Raw genomic sequence first — 25,310 nt, forward strand, 5'->3', positions numbered from 1 at the left:
TGGCGTTGCTGCTCGAAGTGCGGGACCTGCGCGTGGAGTTCCGGACCCGGGACGGGGTGGCCAAGGCGGTCAACGGGGTCGACTACACCGTGGACGCGGGGGAGACGCTGGCCGTGCTCGGGGAGTCGGGCTCGGGGAAGTCCGTGACCGCGCAGGCCGTCATGGGGATCCTGGACACCCCCCCCGGGAGGATCACCGGCGGCGAGATCCTCTTCCGGGGCAGGGACCTGCTCACGCTGAAGGAGGACGAGCGGCGCAAGGTGCGCGGCGCCGAGATGGCCATGATCTTCCAGGACGCGCTGTCCTCCCTCAACCCCGTGCTCTCCGTGGGCGACCAGCTCGGCGAGATGTTCGTCGTGCACCGGGGGATGTCGAAGAAGGACGCCCGGGACAAGGCCGTGGAGCTGATGGACCGGGTGCGCATCCCGGCGGCCAGGGAGCGTGTCGGGGACTACCCGCACCAGTTCAGCGGCGGCATGCGCCAGCGCATCATGATCGCGATGGCCCTCGCGCTGGAGCCGGCCCTCATCATCGCCGACGAACCCACCACCGCCCTCGACGTCACCGTCCAGGCCCAGGTCATGGACCTGCTCGCCGAGCTGCAGCGCGAGTACAACATGGGCCTCATCCTCATCACCCACGACCTGGGCGTGGTCGCCGACGTCGCCGACAGGATCGCGGTGATGTACGCGGGCCGGATCGTCGAGTCGGCCCCCGTGCACGACATCTACAAGGCCCCCGCGCACCCGTACACCAGGGGCCTGCTGGACTCGATCCCGCGCCTGGACCAGAAGGGCGGGGAGCTCTACGCCATCAAGGGCCTGCCGCCCAACCTCATGAACATCCCGCCCGGCTGCGCCTTCCACCCCCGCTGCCCGATGGCCCGGGACGTGTGCCGCACGGACCTGCCGCCGCTGTACGAGGTGGAGAGCCCGGACACGGACCGCCGCAGTGCGTGCCACTTCTGGAGGGAGTGCCTGAATGGCTGAGCCGATCCTCCAGGTCAGCGGGCTGGTCAAGCACTACCCGCTGACCCGGGGCATCCTCTTCAAGAAGCAGGTCGGCGCGGTGAGGGCCGTCGACGGCGTCGACTTCGAACTCGGCCGCGGCGAGACCCTCGGCATCGTCGGCGAGTCCGGCTGCGGCAAGTCGACGGTCGCCAAGATGCTGGTGAACCTGGAGAGACCGACCGCCGGAGAGATCCGCTACAAGGGCGAGGACATCGCCCGGCTCTCCGGCAGGGCCCTGCGCTCGGTACGGCGCAACATCCAGATGGTCTTCCAGGACCCGTACACCTCCCTCAACCCCCGGATGACGGTGGGCGACATCATCCAGGAGCCGTACGAGATCCACCCCGAGGTGGCCCCCAAGGGAGACCGGCGGGCGAAGGTCCGGGAGCTGCTGGACGTCGTGGGCCTCAACCCCGAGTACATCAACCGCTACCCCCACCAGTTCTCCGGCGGCCAGCGCCAGCGCATCGGCATCGCGCGCGGGCTGGCGCTGCGTCCGGAGATCATCGTCGCCGACGAACCGGTCTCCGCGCTCGACGTCTCCGTCCAGGCCCAGGTGATCAACCTCCTGGACCGGCTGCAGAGCGAGTTCGAGCTGAGTTACGTCTTCATCGCGCACGACCTGTCGATCGTCCGGCACATCTCGGACCGGGTCGGGGTGATGTACCTCGGCCGGATCGTGGAGACGGGCCGGGACAGCGAGATCTACGACCATCCGACGCACCCGTACACCCAGGCGCTGCTGTCCGCCGTGCCCGTGCCGGACCCGGAGGCGCGCGAGTACCGGGAGCGGATCATCCTGGCGGGCGACGTGCCCTCGCCGACGGACATCCCCTCCGGCTGCCGCTTCCGCACCCGCTGCTGGAAGGCGCGGGAGCGGTGCGCGCTGGAGGTGCCGGCGCTCGCGGTGCCCGCCGAGTTCCGCTACGAGACCGGGCCCGCCGCCCATGACTCCGCCTGCCACTTCGCGGAGGAGAAGCAGGTCGTGCCGCCCGAGGAGCAGCATGTGCCGCCCGAGGAGCAGCACGTGCCGCCCGAGGGCCGTGCGGTGCGGGACGAGGAGTAACACGCAGGCAACTTCGCGGACCCGCTTGCGATATACGCACGCGTCAGGCTCTGGAGCGTACGGCCGTGCGGGTGCCGTAAGCGGGCCGGGGCGCGCCATGTCGCCCCGGCCCGCTGCCCTGCTACGCCAGGCCCAACGACCGCCGCAGGAAGTCCAGTTGCAGCAGCAGCAGGTTCTCGGCGACCGACTCCTGCGGGGTCATGTGCGTGACGCCGGACAGCGGCAGCACCTCATGCGGCCGGCCGGCGGCGAGCAGGGCCGAGGACAGCCGCAGGGAGTGGGCGACCACCACGTTGTCGTCGGCGAAGCCGTGGATGACCATCATCGGGCGGTGAGGCTCGGCGGCGTCCACCAGACCGGCGTCGTCGATCAGCGAGTTGCGCCGGTAGACCTCCGGCTGCTCGCCCGGGTGGCCGAGGTAGCGCTCCTGGTAGTGGGTGTCGTACAGCCGCAGATCGGTGACCGGTGCTCCCACCACGGCCGCGTGGAAGACGTCCGGGCGGCGCAGCGCCGCGAGCGCCGCCAGGTAACCGCCGAACGACCAGCCGCGGACGGCGACCCGGTCCAGATCGAGGGGGAAGTCGGCGGCGAGCGCCCGCAGCGCGTCCACCTGGTCCTCCAGGACGACCGCCGCGAGGTCGTCGCGGACCGCCTTCTCCCAGGCCGGGGAGCGGCCCGGGGTGCCGCGGCCGTCGGCGACCACGACCGCGAAGCCCTGGTCGGCGAACCACTGCGAGGTCAGGTGCGGGTTGTGGGCGGCGACCACCCGCTGACCGTGCGGACCGCCGTAGGGATCCATGAGGACGGGCAGCGGGGTCCTGCCGTCGTGGTCGCGGGGGAGCAGCACGGCGCACGGGATGCGCCGCGCGCTCCCCTCGGTGAGAGTCACGCGCGGGGACATACCGGGATCTTCGGCGTACGAGGCGATCGTCGCCACCGGCTTGCCGTCACGAAGTACCTGGACACGGCTGCCGGGCCGGTCGAGCGAGGCGGACACCAGCACGGTCACGCCCCCGGCGCGCACGGCCGCGTGCACGCCGGGCTCGTGCGAGACGCGTTCCAGGCCGAGCTCGTTGACGCGGTAGACGTGCACCTCGCCGAGCTCGGCGGCCTCGGCCTCGGCGCCCGCCGACGCGGAGACGAGCACGTCCTGCGGCCCGACGTCCAGCACCGCGCGGACGTGCAACTGCGGCCCCGTCAGCGGGCGTTCACCCACCGCCAGCACCCGCGCGCCGCCCTCGTCGACGATCCGCACGAGCTGTCCCGACGGGCTCCAGCAGGGCACACCGGGAAAAAGATCAAGCCAAACTCGATCTTCGTCCGCATGGACGAGCCGGGTCTCGCCGGTCTCCGGGGACACGGCCAGGAACAGCTGGCTGCGCTGGTCGCGCGCCTGCACCAGCAGCAGCGGCGCACCCGCGTCCGACCAGTGCACACGCGCCAGATACGGGTAGCGCGCCCGGTCCCAGACGACCTCCGTCCGCTCCCCGGCCAGGCCGATCAGGAACAGCCGTACCTCCGCGTTGGCGGTGCCCGCCGCCGGGTAGGGCACGCGCCGTGGGTCACGGTCGGGCTGCGCCGGATCGGAGATCCACCAGCGCCGCACCGGCGTCTCGTCCACCCGCGCGACCAGCAGGTGCCGGGAGTCCGGCGACCACCAGAAGCCCCGGGAGCGGCCCATCTCCTCGGCCGCGATGAACTCGGCGAGACCGTAGGTGACCTCGGCCGACTCCGGCTCCGCGAGCGCGCGGTCGTCCTTGCCCTCGGCGCTCACCACCCGCAGCGCACGGCGCGCCACGTAGGCGACGTGCCGCCCGTCGGGGGAGGGGCGCGGGTCGATCACCGGTCCCGCGGCAGGCAGTTCACGCGCCGTCCCGACCTGCAGCTCGGCCGCGAAAAGCCGCCCCGACAGGGCGAAGGACGCCAGCTCGACGGCCGCGTCGGTGGCGTAGCCGACGATGCCGGCGCCGCCCTCGCGGCTGCGCTCACGGCGCGCCCGCTCCTCGGGCGGCAGGTCCTCGCCGGCGCCGCCCAGCAGGGCGCCGGGGTCGGCCGCCAGGCGCTCCTGGCCCTGCGCCGTGTCGAGGAGCCACAGGGAATTCGCCCTGTCCGTACCGGAGCTGGAGCGCAGGAACACGACACGCGTGCCGTCGGGCGCCACGGTGAAAGCACGCGGCGCGCCGAGCGTGAACCGCTGGGTGCGTGCGTGCCGGCGGGGGAAGGAGTCGGGCCTCGTCGTCATGCCCCGACCATATTGGCCATGCGCCCCCTTGTGCGGCCGTGCGCCGATCGATGCGCGCGTCCGGATAGTTATGATCACTGGCGCATGGTGGGTATGAACCTGCTGGCTGTCGTGTGGATTTATCTGCCCCCCAAGTCCGATCCCCCACTGCTGGGACCATTGGAGGTGAACCGCCGTGGCACTCTCGATTTCGGCGGTGGTGCTGCTGGCGATCGTCGTCTTCCTGCTGATCAAGAAGTCAGGACTGAAGGCGGGGCATGCCATCGTCTGCATGCTGCTCGGGTTCTATCTGGCGTCCTCGACCATCGCTCCCACCATCAACGAGCTGACGACGAACATCGCCGGCATGATCGGCAGCATCAAGTTCTGAGGCCCGCGCGGGCAGGCTTCGCCCGACAGGCGGCTGTCAGTCCTCGGACGCGAAGGGTACGAAGGCCGACCAGGCCTCCCGCGTGAGAGCGAGCCGGGGGCCGTCGGTGTGCTTGGAGTCGCGGACGTGTATGAGGCCCGGGGTGTTCGCGACCTCGACGCAGGTATCGCCGTCGGGGCCGCTGCTGTGGCTGCTCCTGAACCACGAAAGCTCCGAGACGACCTCGGCCGTGGAGTTGCGGATCATGTCTCTCCCAGCAGTTGTTCGATGAACGCCAGCGACTCCCGTGGAGGGAGAGCCTGCGCGCGGATGGTGCCATACCGCAGTTCCAGGATGCGGAGCTGCTTCGGATCGGAGGTCGGACGACCACTGAACGCGCCGTCGGACCGGGCCACGGCTGTCCCGTCCTCGAACTTCAGCACTTCGATCCTGCCGCCCATGCCGGGATGGGCTCCACTGTCCATCGGCATCACCTGAAGCGTGACGTTGTTGAACAGCCCTACCTCCAGCAGGCGTTCGAACTGCTCTCGCCGCACCATTGTGCCTCCAACCCTGCGGCGCAGTGTCGCCTCTTCCAGGACGAAGCTGAGTGCGGGCGCGGGGGACCGCTCGAAGACGGATCGCCGGGCGATGCGCGCAGCCACCCGTCGCTCCAAGTCCTCCGGCGAGTAGGCGGGCTGCCAGGATTCGAGCAGGGCCCGCGTGTGATCCGAGGTCTGCAGCAGACCGGCGATGTTGCAGCATTCGTACACACCGATCTCCACCGCCCGCGCCTCCATCTGCGCCAGATCGCGCACCTTCTTCGGATACCGGACCTTCTTCACGTCCTCCTTCATCGCGGCGATCAGCCCGCCCGCCCCCAGCGCTTCGTCCGCCATGTCCAGATACTCGGGCCGGGGAATCCGCTTCCCGCCCTCGATCTTGTAGACCAGGTCCTCGCCGTACCCCACGGCCTCCCCGAACTCGGCGGCCCGCATCCCCACCGCCTCGCGCCGCAGCTTCAGCTGCCGCCCCACGGTCGCGATGACCGCCACGCCCCAGTCGTCGTCCGGGTCCACCTCCCAACCCGGCTCGTCGGCCTCGGTCCTGAGCCGCCTCACGTCACCGTCCACCGACACTCCGCGCCCCTCCGTCGTACGGCCGCACCGAGGCCGCCACTGCCCTTACGCCCCGCCCGGCCAGCCCTCGGACGGTCACCGTGCGCGACGGCATCGTCACTGCTTACGGTAAGTGCGGACGGCCACGCTGAGTGATGTGAATCAGAAAACCGGTCGCCTCGCCATGGGCCCGCACCCGGATTCGACGCCACCGGAACCCGACTGTCCGTGCGCCGGTGCGAGGGGCGTTCTCTCCCAAGGACCACGACGGTGAAAGAACCCGACCAAGCCCCACCCCTCCCGCCCGCCGAGCCCGCTCACCCGCACGGGTGAACATCGCCAACTCGGCTGGATTCGCGGCCCCTTGCCTGCCCTACGCTCGGCGCAACACAACCGCAGACATGCGACGGCCCCCGCCGGGACTGCCATCCCAGTGCGAGGGCCTGACCACCGAGGAAGTAGGAGCTTCCCGATGGACACGCAGAACCCTAGCGCGCCCCCGCGCGCACAGTCCCGTGTTGCCGGGAACAACCACCCGAGGCGGCAAGCCGTTGCCCGCGCCGGCGGCCTCATCCACGACAACCGCCGCCACACCGCCCGCTTCACGGTGATCGGCAACCATCTCGCCCAGCACGCTGAGCTCTCCCTCGTCGCGATCGGCCTGGCCTGTCACATCCAGTCCCTCCCCAAGGGCGCCCGGGTGGACATCAAGACGCTCACCGCCCGCTTCCAGGAGGGCTCCACCCGTATCGCCGCCGCCCTGCGCGAACTGGAGGCCCACGGATACCTCCGCCGGGAGCGTGAGCGTGCCCCCAGCGGTCGTATCGTCACTCGCACCATTTCCTGCAACCAGCCAGGAAAACGGGTCGACCTCGACGACGCGTCGCACGATTACGCGCCCTCACACTCCACGTCGGCCGTGCAGGGGGCACCTCGCAAGAAGAAGCCCCTACCCGCCGTCCCTCAGCCTGTATGTACCGTCCCCGCCCCGCTTCAGCAGGCCACCGACCTTCTCTCCGACCTCCGCCGCCACGACCCCCGCCTCCTCCTCTCCGCCTGCGACATTGCCCACCTCGCCCCCGGCGTCGCCGCCTGGCTCGAACGTGACGTCACACCCGCCGCCGTACGCCATGCCCTGACCGCCGACCTGCCGCCGGAAGGGCCTCGGCGGCCCGCCGCCCTGCTCGCCCACCGCCTCGCCGCTCAACTGCCACCCCTGCCGCCCCTCCGCGCCCCGGCAGTGCCGCCAACCGTCCGGCACCCATTCCAGAACTGCGACGGCTGCGACCGCGCCTTCCGCTCACCGACCCCAGGACGCTGCCATGACTGCCGCACTTCCGTTGCCACTGCCACCGGATGCTCTGGGCGGGGCACCCTCCTGAGGGCACCATGAGCACTCAGACCGACCCCGAAAGCGAACTGATCCCACGTCCCGAGCCGACCCCTGATGCCCTGCGTGCGGCCCTTGCCGTCGTCGCGCCAGGCCGCCTGGACGAGATGCAGACCATGAAGGACGAGGCCTTCGCGAAGGCGGTCGAGTGGCAGTCTCTGAGCCCTGTACAGAGCTGGATCCTGATCTGGGCCAAGGAGATCGAGATCGCCCGCCGTCCGGACCTGTCCACTCGTTGTGCCCAGGCGCGGGGCAGCCTGGAACACGAAGATCCGGCCGTCGCGTGGGAAGCGCTTCGCGAGCTGAGCGCCGTTGTCGGCGAGGCGATGAAGGCAGTCCGCGAGTGAGCAGGCAATGGGGCTGGTCAGGACAGCCGAGGCTCCGCACGTCCATGGCCGGGCCCCGAGGGCGGATCGGCAGGTGGCCGGGGCCGGTGCCGGAGGCCGCCGCCTCGTAGGGTGGCCCCATGACGGAACAGCCCTCCCGGCGTCTGCTGCTGGTGCACGCGCACCCGGACGACGAGTCGATCAACAACGGCGCGACCATGGCCGCCTACGCGGCCGGGGGTGCCCGCGTCACCCTGGTCACCTGCACCCTCGGCGAGCGCGGCGAGGTCATTCCGCCGGAGCTGCGGCACCTCACCGGGGCCGCGCTGGGCGAGCACCGGCTGGGCGAGCTGGCCGGGGCCATGCGCGCGCTCGGCGTCGAGGACTTCCGGCTGCTCGGCGGCCCGGGCCGCTACCGCGACTCCGGGATGATGGGCCTGGCCGACAACGACGACCCGGGCTGCTTCTGGCAGGCGGACGTCGACGAGGCGGCCGGGCACCTCGTCGAGGTGATCCTCGAGGCGCGCCCCCAGGTCCTCGTCACCTACGACGACAACGGCGGCTACGGCCACCCCGACCACATCCAGGCCCACCGCGTCGCGATGCGCGCCGCCGAACTGGCCGCCGGGCAGGGGTGGGAGATCCCCAAGGTGTACTGGAACCGGGTGCCCCGCTCCGCCGCGCGGGAGGCCTTCGCCCGGCTCGCGGAGGATCTGCCCACGCTGCCCTTCTCCAAGGCCGCGGGCCTCGACGACGTACCGGGTGTCGTGCCCGACGACCGCGTCACCGCCGAGATCGACGGTGGCGCGCACGCCGCCGCCAAGGCCGCCGCGATGCGGGCGCACGCCACGCAGATCGAGGTCGCGGACGGCTGCTTCGCGCTCTCCAACGAGCTGGCCCAGCCCCTGTTCACCACCGAGTACTACGAGTTGGTGCGCGGGAAGCCCGGCGGGCCGCGGGAGCGCGACCTGTTCGCCGGGCTCGGCACCGGCACCGGCACCGGCGAGGGGGAGGCGTGATGAACGAGCGCGGCCCCCTGCTCGCCCAGCCGCTGCGGCGCCCCTCCGCCGGGCGGGTCCTGCTGTACGCGGGCCTCTTCGTGCTCGGCCTCGTCGTCGGCGCGGCCGGTGTGCTGGTACAGGCCGGCTGGTTCCCCCTCGGGCTGCTGCTCGCGCTCGCCGGCGAGGCGGGGCTCTGCCTCGGCGGCGGGTGGGCCGGCGGCGGCCGGGGCGGGGCGGTCGCGCCCGCCGCCGGCTGGATGATCGCCGTCCTCCTGCTCACTGCCAGCAGGCCCGAAGGGGACTTCCTGTTCGGCGCGGGAGGCGGCTCGTACGTCTTCCTGCTCGGCGGTATGGCCGTGGCTGTGATCTGCGCCACCCTGGGTCCGGGGTGGCGACCGGGCGGACGTGACGTCCGACTTGGCAAGTGACGTACCACTTCGCCATGAACCATGCGTGCGAGTCCCGTGTGGGTTTCCCCGGCGGTCATGGGATACACGCCAGAAGTGGCCAGTATGGTGGTGCGCGCCGCCGAGCCGCCCGTGAGGTTGTGCCGGGCGGCGGAGCCAACCGGGAGAACCTGCCTTGAGTCGTGAAACTGACACTCCGTCCTCCGGGCCCGACGGGCGCGGCGGAGCCGCATACCCGTCGGGCACGCCGCCGTACGGGACGCCCATGGCTCCCGACGCCGGTACCGCCGGTACGGACGCGGGCCGCCCGGCCGCGCGGCCGGAGGAACGCAAGACCGAGACCACGCTGACGACCCGGATCCGGATCAACATCCCCGGGTCGCGGCCCATTCCGCCGGTCGTCATGCGGACGCCCGTCGCGGACGCGGAGTCCCCCGAGGAGACCGGGGAGAGCCAGGCTCCGGCGCCGCAGGCGACCCGGCCCGCGGGCACCGCCGAGGCCCCGGCCGAGCCCGCACAGCAGGCCGGGGAGAAGACCAGCGACTGGTTCGCGCCCCGCAAGTCGGCCGCGCCCAAGGGCGGTCCGGGCGGCGGCGGGACGAACGGGGCCGGTCTGCCGGGCGGTTCGGGCACGCCGGGTGCTCCCGGCGCGCCCGGCCCGGGTGCCGGCGCGCCCGGCCCCGGAGCCGCTCCCGGTGCCGCGCGCCCGGGCAGCGGCCGTCCCGGCGGCGTCGTCGGCTCCATGAGCGTGCCGGGCGCCTCCCGCCCCGGCGGGACGAACGGCGCCGGCCTGCCCGGGGCGACCGGCGGTCCGGTGGCCCCCGGGCACGGCGGCGGCACCGGCTCCTTCGACGTCACCGAGGCGCTGGCCGCGGGACCGCTCGGCGCGCGCCCCGGCGGCGAGCCGCGCCGCGACGAACTGCCGTACTTCAACGGCGAGCACGGCGCCCAGGGCGGGCCGAACGACCAGGACGTCTACGGCGGACCGGGCGGCGCGAGCGGTTTCAACGGCCCGAACGGCCACGGCGGCCGGGACGGCGAGCCGGGTCCCGCGGGCCCGACCGGGGGGCCGGTCACCGGTGACGGGCACCTGGCCCCGCCCCCCGGCGGCATGGGCGGCGTGCACGGCGCCGGGCTCGGCCCCGGCGGCGGGCTCAGCGACGACACCGCGATCCTGACCCCGCAGAAGCCGGCCCCCGAGCCGGGTGGGCAGGGGTATCCGGCGCCCGGCAACATCTCGGGGCAGACCGTCACCAGCGGCATCCCGGTCGTGCCGCCGGGCTCGAACTCGCCGTTCGGCCCCGGCGCCGCGGGCGAGGGCCCGCTGCCGCACACCCCGCCGAAGCTGCCGGAGCCGGTGGCGCAGAACGTGCCGTCGGCGTCCGCCGCGAAGAAAAAGAAGAAGGGGAGCAACAAGCTGGTGCTGGTCGGCACCGGTGTGGTCGTCATCGCCGGTCTCGCCTACGGCGCCGGGCTGCTGATGAACCACTCCGACGTGCCCAAGGGCACCACCGTGCTCGGCGTGGACATCGGCGGCGGCACGCGCGACGACGCCGTCAAGAAGCTCGACGAGGCCTTCGGCGGCCATGTGAACAAGCCGCTGAAGCTGTCGGTCGGCGGCCGCACGGCCACGCTCAAGCCGGACCAGGCCGGGCTCCAGCTGGACGAGCAGGCCACGGTCGCCGCCGCCGCCAAGAGCGACTACAACCCCGTCTCCGTCATCGGCTCCCTCTTCGGCGGCCACCGCGTCGTCGACCCGGTCATGCCCGTGGACGAGGAGAAACTGGCCGCCGCTCTCAAGGCCGTGTCGGGCGGCTCCGGTTCGGTGACCGAGGGCACGATCGAGTTCAAGTCCGGCAAGGCCGTCCCCGTCTACGGCAAGCCGGGCAAGGGCATCGACGTCACCAAGTCGGCCGACGCCGTGGAGGCGGCCTACCGCACGCAGGTGGAGACCGGCTCCGCCCCGGCGGTGGCGGTCGCCACGACGACCCGGCAGCCGACGGTGTCGAAGGCCGAGGTCGACCGGGAGATGAAGGCGTTCGCCGAGCCCGCGATGTCGGGCAACGTCACGGTGAAGACGGACACCGGCAAGCTCATCGAGTTCAGCCCGCAGAACTCCCTGTGGAAGTTCCTCAGGGTGAAGGCCGTCAACGGCAAGCTCACCGACGCCCCGGACCTGACCGCGCTCAAGGATCTCTACGGCCAGACCTTCGACGGCGTGCTGATCACCCGCGGCACCGGCAAGAAGACGGCCGTCACCCCCCAGGACGTCTACGTCGCCATGCGCCAGGCCCTCCTGAGCCCGACGAACCGGGTCGGGATCATCAAGACGAAGCCCTGACACGAGGCCCTGGCAGAGGGCACCCGGCACGCACGCGCCGGGTGCCCTCTCGCCGTCTCCCGGGTCCTCGCGTCTCCCGGGTCCTCGCGTCTCCCGGGTCCTCGTGTCCTCGTGTCCTCGTGTCCTCGTGTCCTAGGGTCTTCGCGTCCCCGTGTATGACATCTGTCATCCGGCACTCCGGACCGCCGACACTGCCGTGCCCGGCCCCGCGCCGACACGATGGTTCACATGACGACGACAGCGACAGCGACCGCCGCGCCCGTGGTCGGGTTCGAGCGGGTGAGCAAGGTGTACGGGAGCGTCCGGGCCGTGGACGGGCTGACGCTCGCCCTGCACCCGGGGGAGACCGTGGCGCTGCTGGGGCCCAACGGGGCCGGCAAGTCGACCACCCTCGACCTGCTGCTCGGCCTCCGGCACCCCGACAGCGGCACGGTCCGCGTCTTCGGCACCAGCCCCCGCGAGGCGATCGTGGCCGGCCGGGTGGGCGCCATGCTGCAGAGCGGCGGGCTGATGGACGAGGTGACGGTCGCCGAGCTGGTGAAGCTCGCCTGCGACCTGCATCCCAGGCCCTACCGGGTGGGTGACGTCCTCGCCCGGGCCGGCATCACCCAGATCGCCGACCGCAAGGTGGACAAGCTCTCCGGCGGCCAGGCGCAGCGCGTCCGCTTCGCCCTCGCCACCGCCGGCGACAGCGCCCTGATCGTCCTGGACGAGCCCACCACCGGCATGGACGTCTCGGCCCGCCAGGCCTTCTGGGCCACCATGCGCGAGCAGGCCGACCAGGGCCGCACCGTGCTGTTCGCGACCCACTACCTGGAGGAGGCCGACGCCATCGCCGACCGGGTGCTCGTGCTGCACCGGGGGCGGCTGCTCGCCGACGGCACGGCCGCCGAGATCAAGGCGAAGGCCGGGGCCCGGCGGGTGGCCTTCGACCTGGAGGGACCGATCGACGAGGCCCCGCTGCGCGGCCTGCCCTTCCTCACCTCCATCGACGTCAGCGGCCAGACCGTCCGGATCCAGTCCTCCGACGCCGACGCGACCGTGCACGCGCTGTACGGCCTCGGTGTCTACCCCCGCAACCTCGAAGTCGCCGGCCTCGGTCTGGAGCAGGCCTTCGTCGCCATCACCACCGCCGAGGAGTCCAAGCAGTCATGACGAACCTTCTCGCTTCGCGGGGCCTGATCAGGCTGGAGCTCACGCGGGCCCTGCGCAACCGCAAGTTCCTGTTCTTCTCGGTGATCTACCCGTCGGTGATCTTCCTGCTCGTCTCCAGCCAGACGGGCGACGTCAAGGGCACCGGCCTGAGCGTCGCCAAGTACGTCATGGTCTCCATGGCCTCCTTCGGCGCCCTGACCGCCGTCCTCATGGGCAACAGCGAGCGGATCGCCAAGGAGCGCGAGAACGGCTGGGTGCGGCAGCTGCGGCTGACCACGCTGCCCGGACGGGGCTACGTCCTGGCCAAGACCGCCAGCGCCGCCGTCGTCAGCCTGCCCTCCATCGTGGTCGTCTTCCTGGTGGCCGCCGCCGTCAAGGACGTACGCCTGGACGCCTGGCAGTGGCTCGCCCTCACCGGCGCGATCTGGGCCGGCAGCCTGGTCTTCGCCGCCCTCGGGGTCGCCATCGGCTACCTCGCCTCCGGGGACGCCGTCCGCCCGATCACGATGATCACCTACTTCGGCCTGTCGATCCTCGGCGGCCTGTGGTTCCCCTCCACCAGCTTCCCGCAGTGGCTCCAGGACATCGCGAAGTGGCTGCCCACGCACGCGTACGCTGCTCTCGGACAGGCCATCGAGCAGAGCCGGGCCCCGCACGCCCGGGACGTCGCCATCCTCGTCGTCTTCTTCCTGCTCTTCGCAGGCGGGGCGGCCTGGCTGTACCGGAAGGACACGCTGAAGGCGTGAGCACGATGACGGAAGACGAGCTGCCCCGGGAGTGCCGGGCCGAGAACGCCATCCGGGTGGGCCAGCCGCCCCGCAACCGGGCCGAGGCCATGCGCAAGCTGGTCTGGATCCTGCCCTGGCTGATCTTCCTCGGGGCGCCGGTGCGGGACCTGACCTCGGGCGGGCACCCGGCCGCCGTGACCGCGGCCGGCTGGCTGGCCCTGGTGACCTTCACCGGCGTCTACCTGGCGCTCGTCTTCCGGAACATGGGCCGGCCGTTCTCCGGCCGGAGCGTCGCCGTCCTGGTGGTGTTCCTCGGCACGCTGGCCGTCGTCCTGAGCCTCACCCTCGGCTACGCGTGGATCGGCCTGTTCGTCTACGTCTCCGTCACCTGCGGCGCCACCCTGCCGATCCGGGCGGCCTACTGGGCGATCGGGCTGAACTCCCTCGCGATGGTCTCGGTGGGCCTGAGCGAGAGCAAGTTCGACTGGAGCCTGGTCCTGGTGGTCGTCCTGCTCGGCTTCGCCATGACCGGTGTGAAGCAGCTGGTGCGCACGACCATAGAGTTGCGCAAGGCCCGCGCCACCGTCGCCCAGCTGGCCGCCAACGAGGAGCGGTTGCGCCTCGCCCGTGACCTGCACGACCTGCTCGGGCACTCGCTGTCGCTGATCACGCTGAAGAGCGAGCTCGCCGGCCGGATGCTCCCCGGCCGGCCCGACAAGGCGGCCCAGCAGGTCGCCGACATCGAACAGGTCAGCCGCCAGGCCCTGGTGGACGTGCGCGAGGCGGTCACCGGCTACCGCCGCCCGCGTCTGTCCGCGGAGCTCGCGGGCGCCCAGGTCGCCCTCACCGCGGCCGGCATCGCCGCCGACGTACCCGACGAACCGGACCTCGCCGGCGTGCCGGAGGAGAGCGAGTCGGCGCTGGCCTGGGCGCTGCGCGAGGCGGTCACCAACGTCGTACGGCACAGCGGGGCCGGGCGCTGCACCGTGGAGGTGCTCCAGCGGCAGACCCTGGACGGGCACATGCTCGAACTCGCCGTGGAGGACAACGGCTCCGGCGGCACCGGCAAGGGGCCGGGCAACGGCCTCACGGGTCTGACCGAGCGCCTGGAGAAGGCGGGCGGCACCCTGGAGGCGGGCCGTACCAGGAGCGGGTTCCGGCTGGTCGCCCGCGTGCCCGCGGGCTTTTCGCCGGCCGTAGGATCCGGGGCATGAGCCCTACGATCAAGGTGCTGCTCGCCGAGGACCAGTCGATGGTCCGTGAGGCCCTGGCCGCGCTCCTCGGCCTGGAGGAGGACATCGAGGTCGTGGCGCAGGTCGCGCGCGGCGACGCGGTGCTGGCGGCCGCGCGCGAGCACGGCGTGGACGTGGCCCTGCTCGACATCGAGATGCCGGGCTGCACCGGCATCGAGGCGGCGGCCCAGGTCCGCCGGGCGCTGCCCGCGGTGAAGCTGGTGGTCCTGACCACCTTCGGCCGCCCCGGCTACCTCCGCAGCGCCATGGAGGCGGGCGCCGACGCCTTCCTGGTCAAGGACGCCCCGGCCGCCCAGCTCGCCGAAGCGGTGCGCAAGGTGCTGGCGGGCGAGCGGGTGATCGACCCCACGCTCGCCGCCGCGGCCCTCGCCGAGGGCGCCAACCCCCTCACCGACCGCGAACGCGAGGTCCTGCGCGCCGCCGCCGACGGCTCCACCAACGCGGAACTCGCCGCCGTCCTGCACCTGTCCCAGGGCACGGTGCGCAACTACCTCTCGACGGCGATCCAGAAACTGGCGGTGCGCAACCGGGCGGAAGCGGTCCGGATCGCACGGGAGAAGGGCTGGCTCTGAAGCTCCGTTCAGGGACGCCACAGCTCCGTCGAGGGACGCCACCGAGGCGGCGCCGTCAGTTGAGCATCGCGCGGGCGACCCGCGCCTGCCCCCGCATCCGCTCCGCCGCGGCCTCGTCCACCGGCGCCACCACCTCGGCGTACGCCTCCAGCTCCGCCGCTCCCCGCAGGTAGTCCCCGCGCTGTACGAGCAGATGGGCCCGCTCGTAGCGCAGCCGCGCCGGATGCGACGGCAGCAGCAGCGACAGCTCCACCGCCCACAGGGCCACGTCCGACCGCTCGGGCCGCGCGGCGGCCCACGCGCGCACGTTGTTCAGGATGCGCGAGACGACCACCAGGGGCGTCGCGGGCACCAGCATCGACCGGTCCAGCGGCGCGCCCGTGGCGCCGGCCACCAGTACCTCCGCGTCGCCTCCGCCGAGCACCCGTCCCCCGTCGAAGGGGTCGACGAGCACCTGCTGCTCCTCGGGGCCGAACCCGACGACGAAGTGCCCGGGCAGGGCGACCCCGTACACCGGCGCCCCCGCCCGCCGGGCGACCTCCACCCACACCACCGACAGCAGGATCGGCAGCCCGCGCCGCCGCCGCAGCACCTCGTGCAGCAGCGAGGACTCCAGGCGCCGGTAGTCGGCGGGGGAGCCGCGGAAGCCCTCCGCGGCGCCCAGCAGATGCTGCAGCGCCGTCGCCCAGGACTGCGGGCCGCCGGGCCGGAACGGCAGCCGGCCCGCCAGCCGGTCCAGCTCCATCTGCGCGGCGTCCATGCCGGTCTCGTCCAGCGCCCCGTCCGCCGCCGCGCCCACCAGCAGGCAGAGCGACGACAGATCGGGCCGCTCGGACCGCGCCTCGTCGGCGAACCGCCGCCGCAGCTCGGCGGACCGCTCGGGCGGAGGGGGATACGGTGGACGCATAGCTGGCTCGTGCCCTCTCACGGCGATCGGTACTACTGGCCGTCGCCGGGAGCCGCCGGCTGACGGTGGTGGTGGTACGCGTGGTGCGCGGCGAAGCCCAGCCCGGCGTACAGCGCCCGCGCTCCCGCGTTGTCGTCCTCGACCTGGAGCCAGGCGGCCGAGGCTCCCTCCTCCAGCGCCCGCCGGGCCAGCGCGGCCAGCACGGTGGTGGCCAGCCCGCGGCGCCTGAGCGCGGGGTCCACCTCCACGGCCGCGAAGGACGCCCACCGCCCGTCCACCACGCACCGCCCGATCGCGGCGGGCGCGCCGGCACCGGGCACCGTCGCGAACCACACCGAGGGCCCTCCTCCGCTCCCGGCTTCGCCCGGGCGGGGGGATCCCCCTCCCAGCACCTTCAGCGCGACCTCGCCCACGCCCTTGCGCCCGTAGCGCGAGAGCCAGCCCTCGTCGGCCTCCCGGGAGAGCAGGACATCCGTGCCCTCCGCCCGGTCGGCGACCGGCGCGAGCGCCCCGGTCCACACCTGTGCGCTCACCTCGCGCACCCACCCGCGCCGCTCCAGCTCCGCGCAGAGCCGCTCCTGCGTGCCCTCGGCGCCGGTCGCGGTCTGGACGTAGGCGGGCAGCCCGCGCTCGCCGTACCAGCGCCGTACGGCGCTCAGCGCCTCGTCGAGCGGCATGCCCGGGTCGCCCAGCGGCAGGACGGAATTGGCGCGCCGGGTGAACCCGGCCGCGGCGCGCAGCTCCCACTCGCCGAGCCACTCGCTCTCCAGAGGCCGCCACGCGCGCGAGGCGGCCCGGGCGAGCTCCCGGTAGGAGGCGGCGGGTCCGCGGCGCCGCGCCGGGGCCGGGGGGACGACCTTCCCGGCGACCAGCGCGGATTCCGCGATACGGACGCTCTCGCCGTCCCTGCGTGTGATCAGCAGCACACCGTCGTCCCATGATGTGAGAACACCCACCGTGTCGGTGAACTTCTCCTCCGGGAGAGATGATTCGGCAAGGCGTCGGACGGAGACTCGTTTCCCCACGTCAGCAGCGGTGATACGGACCTCGAGGCGTCCTTTGGCCGAGATTTCCACAGGTCGGTCCACCCCTCCTGTTCGGATCATGCCCAGGAACGGAGATACTAGGGGCGGGCATCGACGACGCCGCGCTCCCGCGCGCCAGGCGGCGGAGCCTGCGGAGGCCCGCCAGCGCCCAATCGAGGAGGAACGACAGCGTGACCTACGTCATCGCGCAGCCTTGTGTCGACGTCAAGGACAAGGCGTGCATCGAGGAGTGCCCGGTCGACTGCATCTACGAGGGCCAGCGGTCCTTGTACATCCACCCGGACGAATGCGTCGACTGCGGTGCCTGTGAACCGGTCTGCCCGGTCGAGGCGATCTTCTACGAGGACGACACTCCGGAGGAGTGGAAGGACTACTACAAGGCGAACGTCGAGTTCTTCGACGAGCTCGGCTCCCCCGGCGGCGCCAGCAAGCTGGGCCTGATCGAGCGGGACCACCCCCTCATCGCCGCGCTGCCGCCGCAGGCCGAGTAATCACGTAAGCGGCCCGCACATCGTGCCGCCTCGGTCCCGTACGGCCGCATCGCCCCGGACGCCGTACGGGACCGGGGCGTTTGCCGTGTGAGGGCCTGTCGCCGTACCAGAAAGTGAGCCAGATCCCGTGTCCGCAGTCTCCGCACGCCTGCCCGTCTTCCCCTGGGACAAGCTGGAGCCGTACAAGCAGACGGCCGCCTCGCATCCGGACGGCATCGTCGACCTCTCCGTCGGCACCCCGGTGGACCCCGTTCCCGAGCTGGTCCGCAAGGCCCTGATCGACGCGGCGGACTCCCCGGGCTATCCGACCGTGTGGGGCACGCCGGCGCTGCGCGACGCGATCACCGGCTGGGCCGGACGCAGGCTGGGCGCCCGCGGGATCACCCACAGGCACGTCCTGCCGGTCGTCGGCTCCAAGGAGCTGGTCGCCTGGCTCCCCACCCAGCTGGGCCTCGGCCCCGGCGACCGGGTCGCCCACCCCCGGCTGGCCTACCCGACGTACGAGGTCGGCGCCCGTCTGGCCCGCGCCGGGCACGAGGCCTACGACGACCCCACCGAGCTGGACCCCGAGGGCCTGAAGCTCCTCTGGCTCAACTCGCCCTCCAACCCCACCGGCGCGGTTCTGCCGAAGGAGGAGCTGACCCGGATCGTCGCCTGGGCCCGCCGGCACGGCGTCCTGGTCCTCTCCGACGAGTGCTACCTGGAACTCGGCTGGGAGGCCGACCCCGTCTCGGTGCTGCACCCCGACGTCAACGGCGGTTCGTACGAGGGCGTCGTGGCCGTCCACTCCCTCTCCAAGCGCTCCAACCTGGCGGGCTACCGGGCGGCCTTCCTGGTCGGCGACCCGGCCGTCCTCGGCCCGCTGCTGGAGATCCGCAAGCACGGCGGCATGATGACGCCGGCGCCCACGCAGGCGGCCGCGGTGGCGGCCCTGGGCGACGACGGCCACGTCCACGAGCAGCGGGAGCGGTACGCGGCCCGCCGCGCGGCCCTGCGGACGGCGCTGGAGCGGCACGGCTTCCGCATCGAGCACAGCGAGGCCGGCCTGTATCTGTGGGCGACGCGGGACGAGTCCTGCTGGGACACCGTGGCCCACCTGGCCGGACTCGGCATCCTGGCCGCGCCGGGCGACTTCTACGGCCCGGCGGGCGAGCGGTTCGTCCGGGTGGCGCTGACGGCGACGGACGAGCGGGTACGGGCGGCCGTGGCGCGCCTGTGAGTCCCGGCGCGGCCCGCGGCGGCCGCGCGCAGGCCGAAGGGGCCCGGGGGAGTGCCCCGGGCCCCTTCGGTGTACGGAGTCTCAGCCGCCGATCGGCAGGCCCTTCACCGGCAGGGTGGCGGGGGCCGGCAGGCCGCCGTCGGTCAGCGAGCCGGTGGGCAGGCCGGCGCCGTCCTTGGCCGCCGACTGCGTGGTGGCGCCGACGATCTCGCCGACGGACCCCGCCGCGGCCCCGGCCGCCTTCTGCGCGGCCGGCGCCGCCTTCTTGGCGACGCTGCCACCGGTCTTGCCCGCGTTCGGCACCGCCTTCTTGACCGCGTTGGCGCCCGCGTCGCCCGCGATCCCGGTGACGTTCTGCGCCGCTCCGTCGACGGTGTTGCCGACGCTCGCCCCGTCCAGAGCGGTCAGGCCGCCGACGTTCGGGGTGGCGGGGAGTTCGGGGGCCGCGCTCGCCGCGCCGGCCGCGCCGACCCCGGCAGCCGCTCCCGCTGCGACGAGCAGCGCGGCACGGGCGATCCGACGGGTCAGGGGGAGGGACATGGTGCTCCTTCGATGCGGTTGATCGTCCGGGCTCGGACGCAGTGGTTACCGCTCGAAGGGCTCGAAGGTTGCGGCGCGCCAACGTAAAGAGTGTGCAATGCGTCGCATTATCGGCTGCGGATAAATCCGGACAGAACAGACGCGATCCGAAAGTCTGCGGAATCCTTACGCCCCTTTGTTTCCAAGGGCTTTTACGGTTGCTGGGGTGAGGGCGCGAAAACCTGCCCGCTCCAGGCCCCGGGTATGCCACACCTGACCCGTGCGGGTGAAGGCCCGCACTACTGAGCAGTGACGATGCGCACCGCGTCCGCGGCCCCCCGGGCGCCGCCGGCGCCCCCCGAGGCGACCGGGAGCCACCGGCTGTCGGTGCTGCCGGCGGTCCACTCCCGCCCGCCGTACCGGACCCGCTCGATGTGCAGCGCCGAGGAGTTGGCCACCGCCCAGTGGGCGAGCTGCCAGCCGCGCCGGCGGACGTCGCGGCCCCCGGCGGCGCTCGAGCCGGCGTCGACGGGGAGCGTGACGGTGCGCGCGCCCGGGGCCGGGGAAGGCGCCGGCGCGGTCGTGGCGCCCACCTCCAGACCGGCCGGCTGCAGCACGTCGCGCCCGAAGTCCCGTACCAGCGCCGCGCGTACCCCGTCCGGACCCGCCGCCCGGGTCATGGCCGGGCGGCCGTCGCAGGTCAGGGTGGCGGCCGAGGCGCCGGTGAGGGCGGCGGAGAGCAGCTCGGCGTCCGGCTCGTGCTTGGCGTACGCCTCCGGGAAGCCGCTGCGCTGCACCCGCTGCGCGGCCACCGTGAGCGGCAGCCTGGTGTAGCCGCGCACCTTGGCCAGGTGTTCGTAGAAGACACCCGCCGCGTACGTCGGGTCCAGGATCTGCTTCGCGGTGCCCCAGCCCTGCGAGGGCCGCTGCTGGAACAGGCCGAGCGAATCGCGGTCGCCGTGCTCGATGTTGCGCAGCCCCGACTCCTGGAGCGCGGTGGCGAGCGCGATGGTCACCGCCCGCTGCGGCATGCCGCGTCCGGTGCCCACGGCGGCGATGGTCGCCGCGTTCACCGCCTGCTCCGGGGTGAAGTCGTAGGCCGCTCTGCCGTCCCCGCCCGAGACGACCCTGCAGCCCGGCGCACCCTTTCCCCCGGTGACGTACTGCACCGCGAGGTAGCCGGCGAGTGCGAGGAGAACCACGAGGGCCGCCCCGAACCGGAACAGGCGGCCACGACGCTTGAGAGAGGGAGACGGCTCTGGCACGCCGTACAAAATAGCGGAGGGCGCCGCGGTCCATGAGGCGGATGTGGACAGGGGGGCGGTGCGGTGGCGGGTTAGGGTCGACGGCATGGCCGACACCCCGCTTGACCTCAGTCTGGACGCCGCCGAGCTCACCGCGCAGCTCGTCGACCTGCCCTCCGAGAGCGGCACCGAGAAGCCCCTCGCCGACGCCGTCGAGGCCGCCCTGCGCACGCTGGGGCACCTGACGGTCGAGCGGTACGGCAACAACGTCGTCGCGCGCACCGACCTGGGCCGGCCGGAGCGGGTCGTCCTGGCCGGGCACATCGACACGGTGCCGATCGCCGGCAACGTCCCCTCCCGCCTGGACGCGGACGGCGTCCTGTGGGGCTGCGGGACCTGCGACATGAAGTCGGGTGTGGCGGTGCAGCTGCGCATCGCGGCGACGGTGCCCGCCCCCAACCGGGACCTGACCTTCGTCTTCTACGACAACGAGGAGGTGGCGGCGGAACTCAACGGCCTCAAGCGCATCGCCGAGGCCCGGCCCGAGTGGCTCCGGGGCGACTTCGCGGTGCTGCTCGAACCCTCGGACGGCGAGGTCGAGGGCGGCTGCCAGGGCACCCTCAGGGTCCTGCTGAGGACGAAGGGGGAGCGGGCGCACTCGGCGCGCGGCTGGATGGGCTCCAACGCCATCCACGCGGCCGCGCCGATCCTGGCCCGTCTGGCCTCCTACCAGCCCCGCCACCCGGTGATCGACGGCCTGGAGTACCGGGAGGGCCTGAACGCGGTGGGCGTCTCGGGCGGCGTGGCGGGCAACGTCATCCCCGACGAGTGCGTCGTGACCGTCAACTTCCGCTACGCGCCCGACCGCACGGAGCAGGAGGCGATCGACCACGTCCGCGAGGTCTTCGCGGACTGCGGCGTGGCGGAGTTCGTGGTGGACGACCACAGCGGCGCCGCCCTGCCGGGCCTGAGCCACCCGGCCGCGGCGGCCTTCATCGAGGCGGTGGGCGGGACCCCGCGGCCCAAGTACGGCTGGACGGACGTGTCGCGCTTCTCCTCCCTCGGCATCCCCGCGGTCAACTACGGCCCCGGCAACCCGCACCTGGCGCACAAGCGCGACGAACGGGTCGAGACGGCGAAGATCCTGGCCGGGGAGGAGCGCCTGCGGGCCTGGCTGACCGCCTGACGCGGGTCGGCCCCCGTGCCGCGACCGCTGCACCGCGGACACGCCCAGGTCCCCCGTCCGTAACCCGCGTAGATCTACGCTGAGGTGGAAACACCCCGCAAGCGGAGGGAGCGCACATGGCCACCGGGAACCCCGAAGGCAAGAAGGTGCCGCCGGACGAGCAGCGCCTGGGACCGGTCCTCCGCAGGCGAGGGCAGGTGACCGCGAGCACGACGGACCAGCGGCTGCTGGACGCGGGCGGACCCTCGGACTGGGTGCACACCGACCCCTGGCGCGTCCTGCGCATCCAGTCGGAGTTCATCGAGGGCTTCGGCACGCTGGCCGAACTCCCGCCCGCGATCAGTGTGTTCGGCTCGGCGCGCACCCTGGCGGACTCGCCGGAGTACGAGGCGGGCGTACGGCTGGGACGCGGTCTGGTGGAGGCCGGCTGGGCCGTGATCACGGGCGGCGGTCCCGGCGCCATGGAGGCGGCCAACAGGGGCGCCTGCGAGGCGAAGGGCATCTCGGTCGGCCTGGGCATCGAGCTCCCCTTCGAGCAGGGGCTCAACCCCTACGTCGACATCGGCCTGAACTTCCGCTACTTCTTCGTCCGCAAGATGATGTTCGTCAAGTACGCGCAGGGGTTCGTGGTCCTGCCCGGCGGCCTGGGCACCCTCGACGAGCTCTTCGAGGCGCTCACCCTCGTCCAGACCCAGAAGGTCACCCGCTTCCCGATCGTCCTGTTCGGCAGCGCGTACTGGGGCGGTCTGGTCGACTGGCTCAAGAACACCCTGGTCGCCGAGGGCAAGGCCGCGGAGCGGGACCTGCTGCTGTTCCACGTCACGGACGACGTGGACGAGGCGGTCGCCCTGGTGTCCAAGGAAGCGGCCCGGTAGCGCCGGTCTACGCGAGTCCCCGGCGGGCGACCGCCGGGGGCCGGTGCCCCGCGATCGCCGCCACCATGTCCAGCACCTGCCGGGTCTCGGCGACCTCGTGCACCCGGTACACCCGCGCCCCGAGCCACGCCGAGACGGCGGTGGTCGCGAGCGTGCCCACCAGCCGCTCCTTGACCGGCTTGTCCAGGCTCTCGCCCACGAAGTCCTTGTTGGACAGGGACACCAGCACCGGCCACCCCGTCGCGACCATCTCGCCCAGCCGCCGGGTCGCCTCCAGGCTGTGCCGCGTGTTCTTCCCGAAGTCGTGCCCCGGGTCGATCAGCACGGACTCCCGGGGCACGCCCAGCGCCACGGCCCGCTCGGCCAGGCCGAGCGTCACCTCCAGGATGTCCGCCATGACGTCGTCGTACGTCACCCGGTGCGGCCGGGTACGCGGCTCGGCGCCGCCCGCGTGCGTGCACACCAGTCCTGCGCCGTGGCGCGCCGCGACCTCGGCGAGAGCGGGATCGACACCGCCCCACGCGTCGTTCAGCAGATCGGCCCCGGCCTCGCACACGGCCTCGCCGACCTCGGCCCGCCAGGTGTCCACACTGATGACGACGTCCGGGAAGCGCCGCCGCACCTCCGCGACGAACCCCACCGTCCGCCGCGCCTCCTCCTCGGCGGTCACCTCGTCGCCGGGTCCGGCCTTGACCCCGCCGATGTCGATGATGGCGGCGCCCTCGGCCACCGCCTGCTCCACGCGCGCGAGGGCGGGCTCGTCGCGGAAGGTGGCACCCCGGTCGTAGAAGGAGTCCGGAGTCCGGTTCACGATGGCCATGATCACCGGCTCGTGGGGCCCGAACGCGCGCCTGCCCAGCCTGAGCATCCCCTGTGACCTCTCCTCGTACCTTCCGGGTGTTGCGGCCTTTCGGCCGCCTGCGACCCTAACTGTCAGAGTGGCATGGCACGATCGGACCCTGACACTTTCTGCTTTCCGAGCATCGAGCGTGGGGACCACCGCGATGGTTATGTTCTTGTTCCTGGTCGTCGCTCTCGCCGTCGTGGTCGCCGCGGTGACCCTCGCCGTGGTGGGCGGCGGCGAGGGCCGGGGCCCGCTGCCCGAGGTGGCCCCGGAGCGGCTGCAGGACCCGCTGCCGCCGGACCGCCCGGTCGGCCGTGCCGACGTCGACGCCCTGCGCTTCCCGCTCGCCGCCCGCGGCTACCGCATGTCGGACGTCGACGACGCCCTGAGCCGCCTCGGCGCGGAGCTCGCCGAGCGCGACGCCCGCATCGCCGACCTGGAGTCCGCGCTGGCGGGTGCCCGGGCCGCCGCCGCCCACCACGTCCCGCACCACGTCTCGCAGCACGTCTCCATGGACAAGCCGGCCCGCGGCCAGGAGGAGCAGCAGTGAGCGACGGCTCCGCCATCGCCGGCCCGGACGGCGCCCCCCGCTGCCCCTGGGCCCTGTCCACCGAGGACTACGTGGCCTACCACGACGAGGAGTGGGGCCGCCCGGTCCACGGCGACGACGCCCTCTACGAGCGCCTGAGCCTGGAGGCCTTCCAGTCCGGCCTGTCCTGGATCACGATCCTGCGCCGCCGTCCCGGCTTCCGCGCCGCCTTCGCCGGCTTCCGGATCGAGAAGGTCGCCGCCTTCACGGACGAGGACCGCGACCGCCTGCTCGCCGACGCGGGCATCATCCGCAACCGGGCCAAGATCGACGCGACCCTCGCCAACGCCCGCGCGCTCGCCGGCTGGGCGCCCGGTGAGCTGGACGAGCTGATCTGGTCCCACGCCCCGGCGCCCGGCCGCCCGGCCCCGAGGACGCTCGCCGACGTCCCCGCGGTCACGCCCGAGTCGACGGCCCTGTCCAAGGCCCTGAAGAAGAGGGGCCTGCGCTTCGTCGGCCCGACGACGGCGTACGCCCTGATGCAGGCGTGCGGCCTGGTCGACGACCACCTCGAAAGCTGCGTGGCGCGTCGGCCCTGAGCGCCGCGGAGGGTGTCAGCGGCCCAGGTATTTGGGCTTCTCCTTGTCGACGAAGGCCCGCACCGCGATCGCGTGGTCCTCCGACGAACCCGCCCGCGTCTGCAGCTCGTCCTCCTTCTCCAGCGTCTCGGGCAGGGAGTGCGACAGCCCGTAGGCCACCGCCTCCTTGATCGCCGCGTACGCCACCGTCGGCCCCTCGGCGAGTGCCCGCGCGGCCTTCTCCGCCTCGGCCCGCAGCTCGGCGGCCGGCACCAGACGACTGGCGATACCGAGGTCGTACGCCTCCTGGGCCTTGATGCCGCGGGGGAAGAGCAGCAGATCGGCGGCCCGGCCGGGGCCCACCACCCGCGGCAGCGTCCAGGAGATGCCCGAGTCGGCCGTCAGGGCCACTCCGGCGAACGAGGTGTTGAAGGCGGCGGTGTCGGCCACGACCCGATAGTCGGCGGCCAGCGCGAAGCCGAAGCCGGCCCCCGCCGCGACCCCGTTCACCCCGGCCACCACCGGCTTCGGCATCCCGGCGATCGCCCGCACGATCGGGTTGTAGTGCTCCTTCACCGTGCTCATCGTCTGCCCGGAGCCCGTCTCGCGGTCCCGCGCCAGCAGCCCGATGTGCTCCTTCAGGTCCTGGCCGACGCAGAACGCCCGGTCGCCGGCGGCGGTCAGCAGCACCGCCCGTACCGCTTCGTCGCCGGCCGCGGAGCGGACCGCCTCCCGCAGGGCGACCTTGGTCGCGACGTTCAGCGCGTTCATCGCCTCGGGGCGGTTGAGCGTGATCGTCGCGAGCCCGTCGCTCACCTCGTAGAGCACGGTGTCGGCCATGGTGTGTCCCCTCCGCTGTCGCGGGTTCGGGCGTACCGGCCGGTACGCCCCTGTCCGTAGGACAGCATGGCGGA

27 protein-coding genes are annotated in these 25,310 nt (G+C 72.9%); 18 read left to right on the forward strand and 9 right to left on the reverse strand.

What is annotated here, in order from left to right; genetic code table 11:
• Nucleotides 1-5 precede the first annotated feature (5 nt).
• Entirely contained in the window at nt 6-989 is a 984-nt protein-coding gene (locus ACJ9NR_RS25680) for an ABC transporter ATP-binding protein (RefSeq protein WP_412493523.1), read from the forward strand.
• The gene (locus tag ACJ9NR_RS25685; protein ID WP_412493284.1) at nt 982-2,076 is read left to right on the forward strand and encodes an ABC transporter ATP-binding protein; all 1,095 of its coding nucleotides are present in this window, start codon (nt 982-984) and stop codon (nt 2,074-2,076) included. Before ACJ9NR_RS25680 ends, ACJ9NR_RS25685 begins: the two co-directional genes overlap by 8 nt.
• Nucleotides 2,077-2,197: 121 nt before the next feature.
• On the opposite strand, the gene ACJ9NR_RS25690 is transcribed toward ACJ9NR_RS25685, so the two are convergent.
• The gene (locus ACJ9NR_RS25690; protein WP_412493285.1) at nt 2,198-4,318 is read right to left on the reverse strand and encodes a S9 family peptidase; all 2,121 of its coding nucleotides are present in this window, start codon (nt 4,316-4,318) and stop codon (nt 2,198-2,200) included.
• Between the two features lie 175 nt (nt 4,319-4,493).
• Here ACJ9NR_RS25690 and ACJ9NR_RS25695 point away from each other — a divergent pair, with 175 nt between their 5' ends.
• The gene (locus tag ACJ9NR_RS25695) at nt 4,494-4,688 is read left to right on the forward strand and encodes a hypothetical protein (protein WP_384250654.1); all 195 of its coding nucleotides are present in this window, start codon (nt 4,494-4,496) and stop codon (nt 4,686-4,688) included.
• Between the two features lie 36 nt (nt 4,689-4,724).
• Here the strand turns inward: ACJ9NR_RS25695 and ACJ9NR_RS25700 are convergent, their stop codons facing one another.
• On the reverse strand, nt 4,725-4,934 hold the full coding sequence (locus tag ACJ9NR_RS25700) for a DUF397 domain-containing protein (protein ID WP_412493286.1): 210 nt from the start codon (nt 4,932-4,934) through the stop codon (nt 4,725-4,727).
• Entirely contained in the window at nt 4,931-5,806 is an 876-nt protein-coding gene (locus tag ACJ9NR_RS25705; protein WP_412493287.1) for a helix-turn-helix domain-containing protein, read from the reverse strand. Before ACJ9NR_RS25705 ends, ACJ9NR_RS25700 begins: the two co-directional genes overlap by 4 nt.
• A gap of 451 nt (nt 5,807-6,257) precedes the next feature.
• Between ACJ9NR_RS25705 and ACJ9NR_RS25710 the strand changes: the two genes are divergently transcribed.
• The 9 genes from ACJ9NR_RS25710 to ACJ9NR_RS25750 all read left to right on the forward strand — a co-directional run bounded on the left by ACJ9NR_RS25710 (nt 6,258) and on the right by ACJ9NR_RS25750 (nt 14,958).
• Entirely contained in the window at nt 6,258-7,178 is a 921-nt protein-coding gene (locus ACJ9NR_RS25710; RefSeq protein WP_412493288.1) for a helix-turn-helix domain-containing protein, read from the forward strand.
• A complete protein-coding gene (locus ACJ9NR_RS25715; protein WP_412493289.1) occupies nt 7,175-7,522 on the forward strand; it encodes a hypothetical protein in 348 nt (115 codons plus the stop codon). The genes ACJ9NR_RS25710 and ACJ9NR_RS25715 overlap by 4 nt, the downstream gene beginning before the upstream one ends.
• Before the next feature lie 119 nt (nt 7,523-7,641).
• On the forward strand, nt 7,642-8,520 hold the full coding sequence (mshB, locus tag ACJ9NR_RS25720) for an N-acetyl-1-D-myo-inositol-2-amino-2-deoxy-alpha-D-glucopyranoside deacetylase (protein WP_412493290.1): 879 nt from the start codon (nt 7,642-7,644) through the stop codon (nt 8,518-8,520).
• The gene (locus ACJ9NR_RS25725; protein WP_412493291.1) at nt 8,520-8,930 is read left to right on the forward strand and encodes a DUF6113 family protein; all 411 of its coding nucleotides are present in this window, start codon (nt 8,520-8,522) and stop codon (nt 8,928-8,930) included. The genes mshB and ACJ9NR_RS25725 overlap by 1 nt, the downstream gene beginning before the upstream one ends.
• A 154-nt stretch (nt 8,931-9,084) precedes the next feature.
• Nucleotides 9,085-11,250 (forward strand): hypothetical protein, encoded by a 2,166-nt coding sequence (locus tag ACJ9NR_RS25730; protein ID WP_412493292.1) that lies wholly within the window; start codon nt 9,085-9,087, stop codon nt 11,248-11,250.
• Between the two features lie 228 nt (nt 11,251-11,478).
• Entirely contained in the window at nt 11,479-12,405 is a 927-nt protein-coding gene (locus ACJ9NR_RS25735) for an ABC transporter ATP-binding protein (RefSeq protein ID WP_412493293.1), read from the forward strand.
• Nucleotides 12,402-13,151 carry an ABC transporter permease gene (locus tag ACJ9NR_RS25740; protein ID WP_412493294.1) on the forward strand — a complete coding sequence of 250 codons (750 nt, stop codon included), beginning with the start codon at nt 12,402-12,404 and terminating at the stop codon, nt 13,149-13,151. The genes ACJ9NR_RS25735 and ACJ9NR_RS25740 overlap by 4 nt, the downstream gene beginning before the upstream one ends.
• Before the next feature lie 5 nt (nt 13,152-13,156).
• The gene (locus ACJ9NR_RS25745) at nt 13,157-14,347 is read left to right on the forward strand and encodes a sensor histidine kinase (RefSeq protein WP_412493524.1); all 1,191 of its coding nucleotides are present in this window, start codon (nt 13,157-13,159) and stop codon (nt 14,345-14,347) included.
• Nucleotides 14,344-14,958, forward strand: coding sequence for a response regulator transcription factor (locus tag ACJ9NR_RS25750; RefSeq protein WP_412493295.1), 615 nt, complete (start codon nt 14,344-14,346; stop codon nt 14,956-14,958). The genes ACJ9NR_RS25745 and ACJ9NR_RS25750 overlap by 4 nt, the downstream gene beginning before the upstream one ends.
• A gap of 55 nt (nt 14,959-15,013) precedes the next feature.
• Here the strand turns inward: ACJ9NR_RS25750 and ACJ9NR_RS25755 are convergent, their stop codons facing one another.
• Both ACJ9NR_RS25755 and ACJ9NR_RS25760 read right to left on the reverse strand, forming a co-directional pair.
• Nucleotides 15,014-15,865: a transglutaminase family protein gene (locus tag ACJ9NR_RS25755; RefSeq protein WP_412493296.1), complete on the reverse strand. Its 852-nt coding sequence runs from the start codon at nt 15,863-15,865 to the stop codon at nt 15,014-15,016.
• A 32-nt stretch (nt 15,866-15,897) separates the two neighbouring features.
• Entirely contained in the window at nt 15,898-16,941 is a 1,044-nt protein-coding gene (locus tag ACJ9NR_RS25760; protein WP_434056979.1) for a GNAT family N-acetyltransferase, read from the reverse strand.
• A 140-nt stretch (nt 16,942-17,081) separates the two neighbouring features.
• On the opposite strand from ACJ9NR_RS25760, the gene fdxA reads away from it, so the two are divergent.
• Both fdxA and ACJ9NR_RS25770 read left to right on the forward strand, forming a co-directional pair.
• Nucleotides 17,082-17,402, forward strand: a complete 321-nt coding sequence (fdxA, locus tag ACJ9NR_RS25765; protein WP_263212261.1) for a ferredoxin — start codon at nt 17,082-17,084, stop codon at nt 17,400-17,402.
• Between the two features lie 127 nt (nt 17,403-17,529).
• Entirely contained in the window at nt 17,530-18,621 is a 1,092-nt protein-coding gene (locus tag ACJ9NR_RS25770) for a bifunctional succinyldiaminopimelate transaminase/glutamate-prephenate aminotransferase (protein ID WP_412493298.1), read from the forward strand.
• A gap of 81 nt (nt 18,622-18,702) precedes the next feature.
• Here ACJ9NR_RS25770 and ACJ9NR_RS25775 read toward each other — a convergent pair whose 3' ends face one another.
• Together ACJ9NR_RS25775 and ACJ9NR_RS25780 are read right to left on the reverse strand one after the other, a co-directional pair.
• Nucleotides 18,703-19,161 (reverse strand): ATP-binding protein, encoded by a 459-nt coding sequence (locus tag ACJ9NR_RS25775; protein ID WP_412493299.1) that lies wholly within the window; start codon nt 19,159-19,161, stop codon nt 18,703-18,705.
• A gap of 278 nt (nt 19,162-19,439) precedes the next feature.
• Nucleotides 19,440-20,405: a heavy metal transporter gene (locus ACJ9NR_RS25780; protein WP_412493300.1), complete on the reverse strand. Its 966-nt coding sequence runs from the start codon at nt 20,403-20,405 to the stop codon at nt 19,440-19,442.
• Between the two features lie 85 nt (nt 20,406-20,490).
• Between ACJ9NR_RS25780 and dapE the strand changes: the two genes are divergently transcribed.
• Nucleotides 20,491-21,570, forward strand: a complete 1,080-nt coding sequence (gene dapE, locus ACJ9NR_RS25785; RefSeq protein WP_412493301.1) for a succinyl-diaminopimelate desuccinylase — start codon at nt 20,491-20,493, stop codon at nt 21,568-21,570.
• A 116-nt stretch (nt 21,571-21,686) separates the two neighbouring features.
• Nucleotides 21,687-22,445, forward strand: coding sequence for an LOG family protein (locus ACJ9NR_RS25790; protein ID WP_412493303.1), 759 nt, complete (start codon nt 21,687-21,689; stop codon nt 22,443-22,445).
• Between the two features lie 7 nt (nt 22,446-22,452).
• Here the strand turns inward: ACJ9NR_RS25790 and folP are convergent, their stop codons facing one another.
• On the reverse strand, nt 22,453-23,313 hold the full coding sequence (folP, locus tag ACJ9NR_RS25795) for a dihydropteroate synthase (protein ID WP_412493304.1): 861 nt from the start codon (nt 23,311-23,313) through the stop codon (nt 22,453-22,455).
• A gap of 136 nt (nt 23,314-23,449) precedes the next feature.
• On the opposite strand from folP, the gene ACJ9NR_RS25800 reads away from it, so the two are divergent.
• Both ACJ9NR_RS25800 and ACJ9NR_RS25805 read left to right on the forward strand, forming a co-directional pair.
• The gene (locus ACJ9NR_RS25800) at nt 23,450-23,839 is read left to right on the forward strand and encodes a DivIVA domain-containing protein (protein ID WP_412493305.1); all 390 of its coding nucleotides are present in this window, start codon (nt 23,450-23,452) and stop codon (nt 23,837-23,839) included.
• Nucleotides 23,836-24,417 (forward strand): DNA-3-methyladenine glycosylase I, encoded by a 582-nt coding sequence (locus tag ACJ9NR_RS25805; protein WP_412493306.1) that lies wholly within the window; start codon nt 23,836-23,838, stop codon nt 24,415-24,417. The genes ACJ9NR_RS25800 and ACJ9NR_RS25805 overlap by 4 nt, the downstream gene beginning before the upstream one ends.
• A 15-nt stretch (nt 24,418-24,432) precedes the next feature.
• Here ACJ9NR_RS25805 and chcB read toward each other — a convergent pair whose 3' ends face one another.
• Nucleotides 24,433-25,236 (reverse strand): 2-cyclohexenylcarbonyl CoA isomerase, encoded by an 804-nt coding sequence (chcB, locus tag ACJ9NR_RS25810; protein ID WP_412493307.1) that lies wholly within the window; start codon nt 25,234-25,236, stop codon nt 24,433-24,435.
• Nucleotides 25,237-25,310 lie beyond the last annotated feature (74 nt).

Origin of the sequence: Streptomyces sediminimaris (genome assembly GCF_047049295.1) — a bacterium.
Taxonomy (GTDB): domain Bacteria; phylum Actinomycetota; class Actinomycetes; order Streptomycetales; family Streptomycetaceae; genus Streptomyces; species Streptomyces sediminimaris.

Bases quoted from the DNA above. Each gene is read 5' to 3' on its own strand.
- chcB (WP_412493307.1), bottom strand. From the start codon at position 25,236: ATGGCCGACACCGTGCTCTACGAGGTGAGCGACGGGCTCGCGACGATC.
- ACJ9NR_RS25685 (WP_412493284.1), top strand. From the start codon at position 982: ATGGCTGAGCCGATCCTCCAGGTCAGCGGGCTGGTCAAGCACTACCCG.
- dapE (WP_412493301.1), top strand. From the start codon at position 20,491: ATGGCCGACACCCCGCTTGACCTCAGTCTGGACGCCGCCGAGCTCACC.
- ACJ9NR_RS25700 (WP_412493286.1), bottom strand. From the start codon at position 4,934: ATGATCCGCAACTCCACGGCCGAGGTCGTCTCGGAGCTTTCGTGGTTC.
- ACJ9NR_RS25745 (WP_412493524.1), top strand. From the start codon at position 13,157: ATGACGGAAGACGAGCTGCCCCGGGAGTGCCGGGCCGAGAACGCCATC.
- mshB (WP_412493290.1), top strand. From the start codon at position 7,642: ATGACGGAACAGCCCTCCCGGCGTCTGCTGCTGGTGCACGCGCACCCG.
- ACJ9NR_RS25725 (WP_412493291.1), top strand. From the start codon at position 8,520: ATGAACGAGCGCGGCCCCCTGCTCGCCCAGCCGCTGCGGCGCCCCTCC.
- folP (WP_412493304.1), bottom strand. From the start codon at position 23,313: ATGCTCAGGCTGGGCAGGCGCGCGTTCGGGCCCCACGAGCCGGTGATC.
- ACJ9NR_RS25715 (WP_412493289.1), top strand. From the start codon at position 7,175: ATGAGCACTCAGACCGACCCCGAAAGCGAACTGATCCCACGTCCCGAG.
- ACJ9NR_RS25710 (WP_412493288.1), top strand. From the start codon at position 6,258: ATGGACACGCAGAACCCTAGCGCGCCCCCGCGCGCACAGTCCCGTGTT.
- ACJ9NR_RS25800 (WP_412493305.1), top strand. From the start codon at position 23,450: ATGGTTATGTTCTTGTTCCTGGTCGTCGCTCTCGCCGTCGTGGTCGCC.
- ACJ9NR_RS25755 (WP_412493296.1), bottom strand. From the start codon at position 15,865: ATGCGTCCACCGTATCCCCCTCCGCCCGAGCGGTCCGCCGAGCTGCGG.
- ACJ9NR_RS25740 (WP_412493294.1), top strand. From the start codon at position 12,402: ATGACGAACCTTCTCGCTTCGCGGGGCCTGATCAGGCTGGAGCTCACG.
- ACJ9NR_RS25790 (WP_412493303.1), top strand. From the start codon at position 21,687: ATGGCCACCGGGAACCCCGAAGGCAAGAAGGTGCCGCCGGACGAGCAG.
- ACJ9NR_RS25735 (WP_412493293.1), top strand. From the start codon at position 11,479: ATGACGACGACAGCGACAGCGACCGCCGCGCCCGTGGTCGGGTTCGAG.
- ACJ9NR_RS25775 (WP_412493299.1), bottom strand. From the start codon at position 19,161: ATGTCCCTCCCCCTGACCCGTCGGATCGCCCGTGCCGCGCTGCTCGTC.
- ACJ9NR_RS25750 (WP_412493295.1), top strand. From the start codon at position 14,344: ATGAGCCCTACGATCAAGGTGCTGCTCGCCGAGGACCAGTCGATGGTC.
- ACJ9NR_RS25690 (WP_412493285.1), bottom strand. From the start codon at position 4,318: ATGACGACGAGGCCCGACTCCTTCCCCCGCCGGCACGCACGCACCCAG.